This window comes from Lelliottia sp., from assembly GCF_045627565.1.
In the GTDB taxonomy this organism is placed as follows: domain Bacteria; phylum Pseudomonadota; class Gammaproteobacteria; order Enterobacterales; family Enterobacteriaceae; genus Enterobacter.
The window spans coordinates 302,899-316,675 of record NZ_JAZQNX010000005.1; the positions used below are offsets into that span (position 1 = coordinate 302,899).

Annotated in this window: 11 protein-coding genes; 3 read left to right on the forward strand and 8 right to left on the reverse strand. The window is 50.5% G+C overall.

Annotated features, from left to right (window positions below):
• Positions 1-59 precede the first annotated feature (59 nt).
• From ACKI5T_RS03925 to bolA, 8 genes are all read right to left on the reverse strand, one after another.
• Positions 60-449 (reverse strand): helix-hairpin-helix domain-containing protein, encoded by a 390-nt coding sequence (locus ACKI5T_RS03925; protein WP_012016314.1) that lies wholly within the window; start codon positions 447-449, stop codon positions 60-62.
• A 148-nt stretch (positions 450-597) separates the two neighbouring features.
• On the reverse strand, positions 598-2,472 hold the full coding sequence (ppiD, locus tag ACKI5T_RS03930) for a peptidylprolyl isomerase (protein ID WP_407435686.1): 1,875 nt from the start codon (positions 2,470-2,472) through the stop codon (positions 598-600).
• A 211-nt stretch (positions 2,473-2,683) separates the two neighbouring features.
• The gene (hupB, locus tag ACKI5T_RS03935) at positions 2,684-2,956 is read right to left on the reverse strand and encodes a nucleoid-associated protein HU-beta (RefSeq protein ID WP_012016312.1); all 273 of its coding nucleotides are present in this window, start codon (positions 2,954-2,956) and stop codon (positions 2,684-2,686) included.
• Positions 2,957-3,166: 210 nt separating this feature from the next.
• Positions 3,167-5,521: an endopeptidase La gene (gene lon / locus ACKI5T_RS03940; protein WP_012016311.1), complete on the reverse strand. Its 2,355-nt coding sequence runs from the start codon at positions 5,519-5,521 to the stop codon at positions 3,167-3,169.
• A 183-nt stretch (positions 5,522-5,704) separates the two neighbouring features.
• A complete protein-coding gene (gene clpX, locus ACKI5T_RS03945; RefSeq protein WP_012016310.1) occupies positions 5,705-6,979 on the reverse strand; it encodes an ATP-dependent protease ATP-binding subunit ClpX in 1,275 nt (424 codons plus the stop codon).
• A 127-nt stretch (positions 6,980-7,106) separates the two neighbouring features.
• Entirely contained in the window at positions 7,107-7,730 is a 624-nt protein-coding gene (gene clpP / locus ACKI5T_RS03950; RefSeq protein ID WP_012016309.1) for an ATP-dependent Clp endopeptidase proteolytic subunit ClpP, read from the reverse strand.
• A gap of 259 nt (positions 7,731-7,989) precedes the next feature.
• The gene (gene tig, locus ACKI5T_RS03955) at positions 7,990-9,288 is read right to left on the reverse strand and encodes a trigger factor (protein ID WP_407435689.1); all 1,299 of its coding nucleotides are present in this window, start codon (positions 9,286-9,288) and stop codon (positions 7,990-7,992) included.
• A gap of 332 nt (positions 9,289-9,620) precedes the next feature.
• Positions 9,621-9,938 (reverse strand): transcriptional regulator BolA, encoded by a 318-nt coding sequence (gene bolA / locus ACKI5T_RS03960; protein ID WP_012016307.1) that lies wholly within the window; start codon positions 9,936-9,938, stop codon positions 9,621-9,623.
• Positions 9,939-10,243: 305 nt separating this feature from the next.
• On the opposite strand from bolA, the gene ACKI5T_RS03965 reads away from it, so the two are divergent.
• The 3 genes from ACKI5T_RS03965 to cyoA all read left to right on the forward strand — a co-directional run bounded on the left by ACKI5T_RS03965 (position 10,244) and on the right by cyoA (position 13,772).
• Entirely contained in the window at positions 10,244-10,822 is a 579-nt protein-coding gene (locus ACKI5T_RS03965) for a lipoprotein (protein ID WP_407435692.1), read from the forward strand.
• A gap of 46 nt (positions 10,823-10,868) precedes the next feature.
• Positions 10,869-12,344 (forward strand): muropeptide MFS transporter AmpG, encoded by a 1,476-nt coding sequence (ampG, locus tag ACKI5T_RS03970; RefSeq protein ID WP_407435694.1) that lies wholly within the window; start codon positions 10,869-10,871, stop codon positions 12,342-12,344.
• Positions 12,345-12,824: 480 nt separating this feature from the next.
• Positions 12,825-13,772, forward strand: coding sequence for a cytochrome o ubiquinol oxidase subunit II (cyoA, locus tag ACKI5T_RS03975; protein WP_407435696.1), 948 nt, complete (start codon positions 12,825-12,827; stop codon positions 13,770-13,772).
• The last annotated feature ends 5 nt before the right edge of the window (positions 13,773-13,777 follow it).

Genomic DNA, 13,777 nt, shown 5'->3' on the forward strand with positions numbered 1-13,777 from the left:
CAACTGGTATGACCTCTTTATCCTGGCAAATTTTTGCTGCTCTGCAAGCTATTACATGATTACAGCGTTAAGTGTGTGAGGTTACGCTCAACCAGTGAGTTGCCAATGCCGGGGACTTGCTTGAGATCGTCGATGGTTTTAAAGGGGCCGTACTCATCGCGATAGGCAATAATCGCCTGCGCTTTTTTCAGACCCACACCGTTCATGGCATGGGCCAGATCTTCTGCTGATGCAGAGTTGATGCTGACCTGCGTGCCCTCTTCGTCCGTGGCTTTGGCGCTTGCCTTCGCCTTGGTTTGTTCAGATGCCGATGCCGACGGCGTGGCTGAATCCGCCGCAGATGAAGTGGCATGCGTTTTCGCCACGGGTGTCGCCGCCATAGCGCTAAAGCTCATTCCCGCCGTAGCGATTGCAAGAGTAATAAAAAGTGCTTTGATTCCGCGTTTCATGCTGTTTTCTCCTTGTTTGTTGACAGCCAGGTGACGATAGCGCCCAAGCAAAACAAGAACAAACGGCAGATTACAGAAATGGAAAAGGCCGCGAAAGCGGCCTTTGAATTTTGCAGTGCGTTACGAAAATCTGCGAGCAGCGACGTAATTACTGCTGCTGAGTGATGATATCGCCCAGCTTGATTTTCGCTTCTTTACGCAGGTTACTCATCAATGCTTCGAAAGCGATCTGAGCGTTGTTCTGAGTGATACCCTGAACCATCGCCTTTTTCTGTTCATCCGGCATTGTGCCTGCTTTCACTTCATCCAGCGCCAGCACAACGATGTTGCCCTGCATGTCGGATGCGGTGCCATAGCTTGGCTTATCTTTCGCTGGCAGGCTCAGACTAAACGCCGCCTGGCTAATCGGATCCTGACCGGTACGGCTCAAGGTTTTCGCTTCACCGAAGCTCAGACCCGCCGCTTTCAGCGCTGCGTCACCCTTGCCTGCTTTCAGTTCAGCCAGCAGTTTTTCAGCATCAAGCTTCGCCTGCTGTTCCGCTTTGGTGTGTTTCACCAGAGTAGCAATCTGATCTTTGACGTCTTCCAGCGGTTTAATGGCTTCTGCTTTATGTTCAGTAACACGAAGCACAAAGGCGCGATCGCCGTCGACCGTGATGATGTCAGAGTTGTTGCCCGGCGTACCGTTGTCACCTAACAGACCACCGTTGAAGATGGCATCAGAAACCGGTTTGAAGTTCAGTTCTTCCGGCAAGTTATCGTGCCCAAACCAACCGGTCACAACGGCTTTAACACCTGCGGCTTGCTCAGCACCCGCCAGAGACTCGTTGTCATTGCTCGCAGCGTCGCTCACTTTCTGCTGCAGCGCATAGTAGGCGTCCAGCGCTTTTTCCTGCTTCACTTTCGCCGCGATATCATCACGAACCTCAGCCAGCGGTTTGGTTTTGGCAGGCTGGATATCATCCAGACGCACAACCAGGAAACCAACGGAGGATTTAATGACACCGGACAGTTGGCCTTTTTCTTTCAGGCCCGCGTTTTTCAGCTCTTCTGGCGTGGTGGCATCTTCCAGCCAACCCATATCGCCGCCATTTTTTGCAGAGATGATGTCAGTGGATTTTGCTTTCGCCACGGTCGCAAAATCTGCGCCTTTAGAGAGTTCGTCAACGACCGCCTTTGCGTCGGCTTCCGTTTTCGTCTGAATCACGCTGTAACGGTTACGCTGCGCCTGAGTGAACTGATCCTGATGCTGGTCGTAGTAGGACTGAATATCGCTGTCGGAAGCGGTTTCCGGCATGGTCGCCGCGTCCAGCTTGATATAGCTCACGCGGAACTGCTCAGGTGCGGTGAAGTTGTTTTTATTCTGCTCATAATAAGCTTTAACTTCTTCGTCGCTGGCCTGCTGTTTTGCCGCCAGGGCATTCACGTCGATCGTGGCTGCACGCACTACGCGCTGCTGTGACACCAAGGCCGCCAGCTCGTCGGTTTCGCCTTTGAGCATGAAATCGGTACCCACTACTGCGTTGATCAGTTGCTGAGAAGTCAGCTGATTACGCAGAGCCTGCGCATACTGATCCGCCGTCATCCCCATCTGGTTGACGATAGCGTTATAGCGGGTGTTGTCGAATTTGCCGTTTGTCTGGAAAGCCTGCGTTGAGAAAATGGCTTTTTTGACCTGGTCATCGCTGATGCCCAGACCCAAATGTTTAGCGTATTGATCCAGCAACGCTTCGTCGATAAGGCGATTTACCGTCTGCTGGCGTAAGGTTTTCATGTAGCCTTCGTTCGCTGCAAGCTCAGAGAACTGGTCGCCGAGCTGCTGCTGCATGCGATTACGTTCACCGGCAAAGGCATTTTCAAACTGCCCGCGGCTAATTTCCTGGCCATTCACTTCAGCGGCGTAGTTGCTGCTACCGCCAATCAGGTATCCACTCACGCCGGTCAAAATGAATGACAGGATAATGATACCGAAAATAATCTTGAGCACGAGACTGTTAGCAGCCGTGCGTAAGCTGTCCATCATGGTGTGACCACACTCCGCTGTAGGTGACTGGTGACCTGACGCTGGCGGAAATCCTGACCGCAGCGCATAAAGTCGTATTGTGACAAGAAACCGGGGCAATTGTCAGCCCACAACTCGCATAAACTCATATAAAGTCGTACTGGACAAACAAAAAAGGCACATCAAATGATGCGCCCTTGTACTTTTCAACTTCCCTTGAACGAGAATTCGATCAGTTTACTGCGTCTTTCAGTGCTTTACCTGCACGGAAACCCGGTACTTTGGCGGCAGCGATGGTGATCTCTTTACCGGTCTGAGGGTTGCGGCCAGTACGGGCAGCACGCTCTTTAACAGCAAAAGTACCAAAACCTACCAGCGCAACGTCATCCCCAGACTGCAGAGTTTCGGTTACAGAGGCAATTAATGCATCTAATGCACGTCCAGCCGCAGCTTTAGAGATATCAGCACCCGCAGCAATTTTGTCAATCAGTTGAGATTTATTCACTGTTCTCTTCCTCTCTTTATAATTTATATCGCGTCTGAATCCTTCACGACGCGACCGCGCAGCAGTTATATCAGGCCTGCCATGACCTTACAACACCCGTTGTTGATGGCTAGCCCAATCAGCAATCTAAATTAGCTATACAAAAAAAGGCTGGCAAGTGCGAATTCACCTACCAGCCCTGTTTTTATTGACGCTCTTTGCGCGATGTCACTATTTTGCGGTCACAACCTGCATTCCTGAAGGTTCATTCTGCAATGCGAGGGTCAAAACCTCTTCAATACGCTTCACCGGATGAATATCCAGATCGGCAATAACATTGTCAGGAATCTCTTCCAGATCACGTTTGTTCTCGTGCGGAATCAATACGGTTTTGATACCACCGCGATGCGCAGCCAGCAGTTTTTCTTTTAGACCACCAATCGGCAGCACCAAACCACGCAGCGTGATTTCACCTGTCATCGCCACATCGGCGCGAACAGGGTTGCCCGTCAGGCAAGAAACCAGCGCTGTACACATGGCAATACCGGCGCTTGGACCGTCTTTTGGCGTTGCCCCTTCCGGAACGTGAACGTGAATGTCGCGCTTCTCGTAAAAGTCTGGATTAATACCCAGTTTTTCCGCTCGCGCACGCACCACGGTCAGCGCTGCCTGAATGGATTCCTGCATGACTTCGCCGAGAGAACCGGTATAGGTCAGTTTTCCTTTGCCTGGAACACAGGCGGTTTCAATGGTCAGCAAATCGCCGCCCACTTCCGTCCATGCCAGACCAGTAACCTGGCCCACGCGGTTTTCATTGTCCGCACGGCCGTAATCGAAGCGCTGTACGCCCAGATACTCGTGCAGATTGTCGCCGTTAATCTCGATATGTTTCAGGGATTTATCCAGCAACAGCTGTTTAACCGCCTTACGACACAGTTTAGAGATTTCACGTTCCAGGCTACGCACACCCGCTTCACGCGTGTAGTAACGAATGATGCTGACAATCGCGCTGTCGTCGACGGTAATTTCGCTTTCTTTCAGAGCGTTACGCTCAATCTGCTTAGACAACAGATGGCGTTTGGCTATATTCAGCTTTTCGTCTTCGGTGTAACCGGAAAGACGGATCACTTCCATACGATCCAGCAGCGGTGCTGGAATGTTCATGGAGTTGGACGTTGCCACGAACATGACATCACTCAGATCGTAGTCAACTTCCAGGTAATGGTCGCTAAATGCCACGTTCTGTTCTGGATCTAACACTTCCAGCAGAGCTGACGCCGGATCGCCACGCATGTCTGAAGACATTTTGTCGATTTCATCCAGCAGGAACAGCGGGTTTTTAACCCCCACTTTTGCCATTTTTTGAATCAATTTACCCGGCATAGAGCCGATGTAAGTACGACGGTGACCTCGGATTTCAGCTTCGTCACGCACGCCACCCAGCGCCATACGGATGTATTTGCGGCCGGTCGCTTTAGCGATCGACTGCCCCAGAGAGGTTTTACCCACCCCCGGCGGTCCGACCAGGCACAGAATCGGGCCTTTAAGCTTGTTCACACGGCTTTGAACCGCGAGATACTCAAGAATACGGTCTTTGACGCGCTCCAGCCCGTAATGGTCGGTATCAAGGATTTCCTGCGCCTGGCGTAGGTCTTTTTTAACCTTGCTACGCGCATTCCACGGAACCTGAACCATCCATTCGATATAGCCGCGCACAACGGTCGCTTCAGCTGACATCGGAGACATCATTTTAAGCTTCTGCAGTTCTGCTTCAGCTTTCTCTTTTGCCTCTTTCGGCATTTTGGCCGCGTCAATCCGGCGCTTCAGCGCTTCGTTTTCATCAGGAGCATCATCCATTTCACCGAGTTCTTTCTGAATGGCTTTCATTTGCTCGTTCAGGTAGTACTCGCGCTGGGATTTCTCCATTTGCTTTTTAACGCGGTTACGAATGCGCTTCTCGACCTGAAGCAGATCGATTTCGGATTCCATCATCGCCATCAGATATTCCAGACGTTCATTCACGTCGGACATCTCAAGCACTGACTGTTTGTCTGCCAGTTTTAGGGGCATATGTGCTGCGATGGTATCCGCCAGACGCGCAGGATCGTCGATGCTATTCAGCGACGTCAGCACTTCTGGTGGGATTTTCTTGTTCAGCTTGATATAGCCTTCGAACTGGCTAATCGCGGTGCGCACCAATACTTCCTGCTCACGCTCGTCAAGCTGCGGCGACTCGAGGTACTCCGCTTTAGCAGAAAAGTGTTCGCCATCGTCAGAAAGTGTGGTGATACGCGCACGCTGCAGGCCTTCTACCAGCACCTTAACGGTGCCGTCAGGCAGCTTAAGCATTTGTAAAATAGAGGCCACGGTCCCGACGGTGAAAAGATCGTTAACACCCGGCTCATCCGTTGATGCTTCTTTCTGCGCAACCAGCATGATTTTTTTATCATGATCCATGGCAGCTTCAAGGCAACGGATGGATTTTTCCCGCCCTACAAATAAGGGTATGACCATGTGCGGATAAACCACCACATCGCGCAACGGCAATACGGGGATTTCAATGCGTTCAGAACGCTCAGGATTCATAGAGCTCTCTCTTAGTTTAGTGTCCGCCAGGGAAACTGGTTCTGCAACTGTGCTTTACACAACCATTAACATGTAACCAGTATATGGGGATGTTTCCCACACATTCAACGCTATGAATACGGAAAAATAAAAGGGGAGATAAAATCCCCCCTTTTTGATTAACTGCTTGTATGATTTGGTGAATTATTCGCCAGATGCCTGTTGCGCTTCTGGTTTGCCATAAATCAGTAGCGGCTTGGTTTGCCCACTGATAACGGCCTCATCGATAACCACTTTCTCGACATCTTCCATAGACGGTAAGTCGTACATGGTGTCCAGCAGCGCCGCTTCAACAATAGAGCGCAAACCACGCGCACCGGTTTTGCGGATCATCGCTTTCTTCGCAATGGCAATCAGGGCTTCGTCGCGGAATTCCAGATCAACACCTTCGAGGTTAAACAGCGCCTGATACTGCTTGGTCAGGGCGTTTTTCGGCTCTTTCAGGATTTGAATCAGCGCATCTTCACTCAGTTCGTTCAGCGTTGCCACAACAGGTAGACGACCAATGAACTCAGGAATCAGACCGAATTTGATCAAATCTTCTGGCTCAACCTGAGACAGCAGCTCACCTTCGTTTGCTTTCTCAGACTTCGCTTTCACCGTCGCGCCAAAACCAATGCCGGAGCCGGTTTCTACACGATGGGAAATGACTTTATCCAGGCCGGCAAACGCACCGCCACAAATGAAGAGGATCTTAGAGGTATCCACCTGCAAGAATTCCTGCTGCGGATGCTTACGACCACCTTGTGGCGGAACCGCTGCAACGGTGCCTTCGATCAGTTTCAGCAGGGCCTGCTGCACGCCTTCACCTGAAACGTCACGGGTGATTGACGGGTTATCGGATTTACGGGAGATCTTGTCGATCTCATCGATATACACGATACCGCGCTGGGCTTTCTGCACGTCGTAATCGCACTTCTGGAGCAGTTTCTGGATGATGTTTTCGACGTCTTCACCCACGTAACCGGCTTCGGTCAGCGTGGTAGCATCAGCCATGGTAAAGGGGACGTCGAGCAGGCGTGCCAGCGTTTCAGCCAGCAGCGTCTTACCAGAACCAGTTGGGCCAATCAGCAAAATGTTACTTTTGCCCAGCTCAACGCCATTGCTGGTATCGCCATTGCGCAGACGTTTGTAATGGTTGTACACCGCAACAGCCAGCACTTTCTTAGCCGGTTCCTGACCGATAACGTAATCATCAAGATGATGACGAATCTCGTGCGGAGTCGGCAATGCGCTGCGCTCACGGTGCGGGGCTACTTCTTTAATCTCTTCGCGGATGATGTCGTTACATAAATCGACACATTCGTCGCAGATATACACGGACGGTCCGGCAATCAATTTACGCACTTCATGCTGGCTTTTGCCGCAAAAAGAGCAATACAGCAGTTTGCCCGAACCATCTTTGCGTTTATCTGTCATGAGTCCAAACCTCTTTTTAAGTTCTTTGTGCCGCACATGACGACGCAAATGCCATTCTCGGACGCAAGTCGCTATTCAGCAAAGTGCCGCCCTACCTTAGTATAGCGGCACACTCGCGCCGTGGGCATCAATTACGATGGGTCAAAATGGAGTCGACTAAGCCGTACTCAACTGCCTCTGATGCGGAGAGGAAGCGATCGCGCTCGGTATCACGCTCGATCTGCTCAAGTGATTGACCCGTGTGGTGCGCCATAAGTTCATTCATGCGCCCTTTTACCTTCAGGATTTCACGCGCATGAATTTCAATATCGGTTGCCTGCCCCTGGTATCCGCCCAGCGGTTGGTGAATCATCACGCGGGAATTAGGCAAACAGAAACGCTTACCTTTTGCGCCTGCAGTAAGCAAGAACGCCCCCATGGATGCCGCCTGCCCCATACAAATGGTGCTGACATCAGGCTTGATAAACTGCATGGTGTCATAAATTGACATCCCAGCAGTAATGACGCCGCCCGGAGAGTTAATATACAGGTAAATGTCTTTTTCCGGGTTTTCCGCTTCCAGGAACAGCATCTGCGCCACGATCAGGTTTGCCATGTGGTCTTCAACCTGACCAGTCAGAAAGATGACGCGCTCCTTGAGCAGACGGGAATAGATATCAAAAGAACGTTCACCGCGAGATGTCTGTTCGATAACCATTGGCACCAAAGCCATATGGGGTGCAATGTTATCTCGTTCGCCATTGTATGACATTTCCGTCTCCTGGATAAAAATTGGAAAATACCTGCTGTGCTGATTGTAACCTTATGGACGGATTATCAGCCAGTCTCATTCATCGTGATTACACACTTATGGGGACGGCAGCGCCATATTTCAAGCATAACAATATTTTGCTGTTACGCTAACACTGAAAGGGCGTTTTAGCACTCTTCCTGGTCTATTACAGCGATAAAAAAACCCGTCACCGGAAGGCAACGGGTTTTTGTTCAAACTTTAAACCGCTTGGGCAGAATTACGCCTGCTGGTTCATCAGTTCGTTGAAAGAAGTCGCTTTTTCAGAAACTTTAGCTTTCGCCAGAACCGCTTCAACAGCTTGTTCTTCCAGCGCTACGTTGCGCATGTTGTCCATCAGTTCTTTATTGCTGCCGTAGAACTGAACAACTTCGCTTGGATCTTCGTAAGCAGAAGCCATTTCGTCGATCAGACCTTTCACGCGCTCATCGTCAGCTTTCAGCTCGTGGGTACGAATCACTTCGCCCAACAGCAGACCAACAACAACGCGGCGTTTAGCCTGCTCTTCAAACAGTTCGCGTGGAAGTTCCAGCGCTTGCTGCTGGTTGCCACCGAAACGCTGAGCAGCCTGACGACGCAGAACGTCGATTTCGCTGTCGATCAGTGCAGCAGGGACGTCGATTTCGTTCGCTTTAACCAGGCCGTCGATAGCCTGAGATTTCACGCGGTTGCGCACAGCACCGTTCAGTTCGCGTTCCATGTTTTTACGCACTTCAGCACGCAGACCAGCAACGGAACCATCTTCAACGCCGAAACGTTTGATGAACTCTTCAGTCAGTTCTGGCAGTTCGCGCTCTTCAACTTTCTTCAGGTTGATAACGAACTTCGCTGCTTTACCTTTCAGATTTTCAGCGTGGTATTCTTCAGGGAAAGTCACGTCGATAGTGAACTCTTCGCCCGCTTTGTGGCCTTTGATTCCTTCTTCGAAGCCTGGGATCATACGACCCTGACCCATCGCCAGTACGAAGTCAGACGCTTTGCCGCCTTCGAACTCTTCACCGTCTACAGAACCGGAGAAATCGATGGTGACACGGTCTTCAGCGTCAACGGCGCCGTCTTTGTCTTTCCAGTTCGCCTGCTGCTTGCGCAGGGTGTCCAGCATGCCATCAACATCAGCATCGGTTACTTCAACAACCGGTTTTTCAACTTCGATCGTTTCAAGACCTTTCAGCTCAACTTCTGGGTACACTTCGAACTCTACGGAGTAGGTGAAGTCTTCGCCCTGCTTGTATTCGCCTGGAACGTAGTTAGGTGCGCCAGCTGGATTGATTTTTTCTTTGATGATGGCATCAATGAAGTTGCGGCTCATCAGCTCGCCCAGCACGTCCTGGCGTACAGACGCGCCATAACGCTGAGCAACAACGTTCATCGGTACTTTACCTTTACGGAAGCCGTCAATACGTACCTTTTTTGCTACGTTGACCAGCTCGCTTTTCACAGCAGTTTCGATGCTGTCAGCAGCGATAGTAATCGTTACACGGCGGCCAAGGCCTTGAGTGGTTTCAACTGAAACTTGCATCTTGTTACCTCAAAAAAATCACGGTGCTCGGTCAACTCTGAATTTGTCTCGCAATCCCGGGATGCTCACTATTAGCAGATTCACATTCCCTGTCGCCAGAATCATCCCGAAGACATTCATTAAGACGCGGCATTATAGCGGCATCACATAGGTGAGTCGAGAACGGTTGGGGTATCTTCCTGCGGCTTTTTTCACAATTTAAGGCTATTTTTGGCCTAAAATCCGCCCCACACGCTCAAAACGCAGACAAAACAAAACGGCCCGCAGGCCGTCTTGATATCATTCTGCATGCAACATACTGGAAAAACTCCCGCCGTTGCAACCAGGATTTATTAAGCGATGCTTCCCGCGCCTCGACAAGGCGGAGAGGCGAATATGGTATCCTGCAACCCTTCCCACTCCTTAATAGTGTAGGTATGCAGTGCCAGCGCGTGCACGGTAGTAGAAAGCTCTTCCGTCAATGTCCCGTAAATCATACGGTGACGATTGAGAAAACGTTCGCCAGCGAAGCGATCGCTCACAAGCACCACTTTGAAATGACTCTCAGAACCAGCCGGTACGTTATGACGGTAGCTCTCGTCGACGACTTCGAGAAACACGGGATTAAACGCTGTCCTTAGTTTTTCTTCGATCTGTTCACGTATCATCATGAAATTACTCCTCCGACAACGCTGATATGTCACCCATCCCTTTAAATGTTAGCCGCTTTTACCGCTTCCATTACATCAAGGCAACAAATATTTAGCTTTCGTCTGATTTTCTCAGTCAAACGGATGAAGTTAACTGTGTTGCTCATACGTTTTGTCTCGAATGAGCATAAGAAAGGACATAGGGTGGTCATATTTCGGACAAGGCGATGAATTTACATGCGTTGACCACTTCCCCTTGCCGATTGCGATGTTATGATGGCGGCAATTTCCTCTTTACTATGCTTACGATCCGTTGAGAACCTGAAATGTTAAAAAAACTCTTCTTTCCGTTGGTAGCACTCTTTATGTTGGCTGGTTGTGCAACGCCACCGACGACTATTGATGTATCCCCGAAAATTACCCTGCCGCAGCAAGACCCTAGTCTGATGGGCGTAACCGTAAGTATTAACGGTGCCGATCAGCGTCAGGATCAAGCGCTGGCGAAAGTCACTCGTGACAACCAGCAAGTCACCCTGACTGCCTCTCGTGACCTGCGCTTCCTGCTGCAAGAAGTGCTTGAGAAGCAGATGACCTCTCGCGGTTACATGATTGGCCCAAGCGGTGCCGTTGACCTGCAAATCATCGTGAACAACCTGTATGCGGATGTCTCTCAGGGCAACGTGCGCTACAACATCGCCACGAAGGCCGATATCGCCATTATCGCCACCGCGAAGAACGGCAACAAAATGAACAAAAACTACCGTGCTAGCTACTCTGTTGAAGGCGCTTTCCAGGCCACCAACAAGAATATTGCTAACGCAGTGAATAGCGTGCTGACCGATACCATCGCCGATATGGCACAGGACACCAGCATTCACGATTTCATCAAGCAGAACGCACGTTAATTCTGCACACTGACCCGGCGTTCCGTCGGGTCAGTTTTGTCTACTCATGCCCAATAATTACTTACGCATTTTCCAGCAACCTAAATCAGCCATTCTGCTGATTCTCGGTTTTGCCTCCGGTTTACCGCTCGCCCTCACTTCCGGCACGCTTCAGGCGTGGATGACCGTGGAGAATATCGATCTTAAAACCATCGGTTTTTTCTCTCTGGTCGGTCAGGCTTACGTCTTTAAGTTCTTGTGGTCGCCAGTGATGGACCGCTACACCCCGCCGTTTCTGGGTCGCCGCCGCGGCTGGTTAATCATGACGCAGGTCATGCTGCTGCTGGCCATCGCTGCGATGGGGTTCCTGGAGCCTTCCACACAGCTGCGCTGGATGGCGGCGTTGGCGGTCGTTATTGCCTTTTGTTCAGCCTCGCAAGATATCGTATTTGACGCCTGGAAAACGGACGTCTTACCTGCCGAAGAACGCGGGGCGGGTGCGGCGATCAGCGTCCTGGGCTATCGTCTGGGAATGCTCGTCTCCGGCGGATTAGCGCTGTGGCTGGCCGACCGATATCTCGGCTGGCAAGGTATGTACTGGCTGATGGCCGTGCTGTTAATCCCCTGCATTATCGCCACCCTATTTGCGCCTGAACCCAGCGATGTCATTCCTGTTCCACGATCGTTAGAGCAAGCTGTTGCAGAACCGCTGAAAGATTTCTTTGGCCGCAACAACGCCTGGCTAATTTTACTGCTGATCGTCCTTTATAAGCTTGGTGACGCCTTTGCCATGAGCCTGACCACCACGTTCCTGATTCGTGGTGTCGGATTTGATGCGGGCGAAGTGGGTGTGGTTAATAAATCACTGGGGCTGCTGGCGACGATTATCGGCGCGCTTTACGGCGGCGTGCTGATGCAGCGTCTGACGCTGTTCCGCGCACTACTGATTTTTGGCATTTTGCAGGGCATTTCCAACGCGGGCTATTGGCTGCTAGCCGTAACTGACAAACACATGTTCAGTATGGCAACCGCGGTGTTCTTCGAAAACTTATGCGGCGGGATGGGGACCGCAGCGTTCGTGGCGCTTCTCATGACGTTGTGCAATAAGTCCTTTTCTGCCACCCAGTTTGCGCTCCTCTCGGCCCTTTCTGCCGTGGGCCGAGTTTATGTGGGTCCGATTGCGGGCTGGTTTGTTGAAGCGCATGGCTGGCCAACGTTCTATCTGTTCTCCGTCATTGCCGCAGTGCCAGGGATACTTCTTTTATTAGTTTGTCGGCAGACTCTGGAATATACCCAGAAGACTGAGCATTTTATGCCTCGCACGGAATATCACTCTGCCTACCGGTTTGCTCTGCGTTTATTGATGGCGGGTTGCCTGCTACTCGCCCTGTGGCTGATAGTGCTTATCATCAGTGCAACGACGACGCTCGAAGTGCCGTTTGAAGCGCTTTTGCTGGATATCGGTGCGCTGCTCGCGGTGTCAGGAATCGTTACCGGCGGTGTCCTTGATTTTATGGCGCTACGTAAAATGCAGATGACCTAAAAAATATCCCCAACAGTTATTTCCCGTTGTAATCACGGATCGAAATTATAACGGAGAAATAACCACATCTGACGAAAAAAAATATTTGTTGTTTTGTGCGGGATAGTTTCCGGAAATTACTGGAAAGCTGAACGAGCGCTCATTTTTCATTAACCGATTCAGCATCCAAAAGATTAAATTCCCGTATTTTAATTGTCTCTCAATTGATGCTTTATTGTTAATTAATTGTATATTTCCAGCAATGGTTATACCAATTGCCCCTTTTAGGGTATCCTTGAGACTCCATTCGTTATAACTCCCGTCTCATGCGGCTTTTGTCTTAAAATTAGACATAATTTGCAACACATGTGACATGTGCGGCAGAACCCGGTAACACCTTCCTGACACAGGGCTAATGATGTTTACAGTAATGTAACCTTCCCGTAAAATGCCCCCACACTTTAAACGCCACCAAGGTCCCCGTGGAATTGAGGTCGTTAAATGACACTTAGGAAATACAATAAAAGTTTGGGATGGTTGTCGTTATTTGCAGGCACTGTATTACTCAGTGGCTGTGATTCTGCGCTTCTTGACCCCAAAGGACAGATTGGACTGGAACAACGTTCACTGATTCTGACGGCTTTTGGCCTGATGATGATTGTCGTCATTCCTGCCATTTTGATGGCAGTAGGTTTCGCCTGGAAGTACCGTGCAAGCAATAAAGATGCGAAGTATAGCCCTAACTGGTCACACTCCAATAAAGTGGAAGCTGTGGTCTGGACGGTGCCTATTCTGATCATCCTGTTCCTGGCCGTGCTGACCTGGAAAACCACTCACGCGCTTGAGCCGAGCAAACCCCTGGTTCACGATGAAAAACCGATTACCATTGAAGTGGTCTCCATGGACTGGAAATGGTTCTTCATCTATCCGGAACAGGGTATTGCTACCGTGAATGAAATCGCCTTCCCGGCGAACACTCCGGTTCAGTTCAAAGTGACGTCTAACTCCGTGATGAACTCCTTCTTTATTCCGCGTCTGGGCAGCCAGATTTACGCGATGGCCGGCATGCAGACTAATTTGCATCTGATCGCGAATGAAGCAGGCACCTACGATGGTATCTCCGCCAGCTATAGTGGCCCGGGCTTCTCAGGTATGAAGTTCAAAGCTATCGCTACGCCGGACCGTGCCGCTTTCGACCAGTGGGTTGAAAAAGCGAAGCAGTCTACCAACACCATGTCTGACATGGCGGCATTCGATAAAGTGGCAACACCTAGCGAATACAACAAGGTGGAGTACTTCTCTAACGTGAAACCAGATTTGTTCAAAGACGTTATTGGCAAATTTATGGACCACGGCAAGAGCATGAACGTGACCCAACCAGAAGGTGAGCACGGCTCGCACGAAGGTATGGAAGGCATGGACATGAGCCACGCGGAAACCTCTCACTAAGGGGC

Bases quoted from the DNA above. Each gene is read 5' to 3' on its own strand.
- ACKI5T_RS03925 (WP_012016314.1), bottom strand. From the start codon at position 449: ATGAAACGCGGAATCAAAGCACTTTTTATTACTCTTGCAATCGCTACG.
- ppiD (WP_407435686.1), bottom strand. From the start codon at position 2,472: ATGATGGACAGCTTACGCACGGCTGCTAACAGTCTCGTGCTCAAGATT.
- lon (WP_012016311.1), bottom strand. From the start codon at position 5,521: ATGAATCCTGAGCGTTCTGAACGCATTGAAATCCCCGTATTGCCGTTG.
- clpX (WP_012016310.1), bottom strand. From the start codon at position 6,979: ATGACAGATAAACGCAAAGATGGTTCGGGCAAACTGCTGTATTGCTCT.
- clpP (WP_012016309.1), bottom strand. From the start codon at position 7,730: ATGTCATACAATGGCGAACGAGATAACATTGCACCCCATATGGCTTTG.
- tig (WP_407435689.1), bottom strand. From the start codon at position 9,288: ATGCAAGTTTCAGTTGAAACCACTCAAGGCCTTGGCCGCCGTGTAACG.
- bolA (WP_012016307.1), bottom strand. From the start codon at position 9,938: ATGATGATACGTGAACAGATCGAAGAAAAACTAAGGACAGCGTTTAAT.
- ACKI5T_RS03965 (WP_407435692.1), top strand. From the start codon at position 10,244: ATGTTAAAAAAACTCTTCTTTCCGTTGGTAGCACTCTTTATGTTGGCT.
- ampG (WP_407435694.1), top strand. From the start codon at position 10,869: ATGCCCAATAATTACTTACGCATTTTCCAGCAACCTAAATCAGCCATT.
- cyoA (WP_407435696.1), top strand. From the start codon at position 12,825: ATGACACTTAGGAAATACAATAAAAGTTTGGGATGGTTGTCGTTATTT.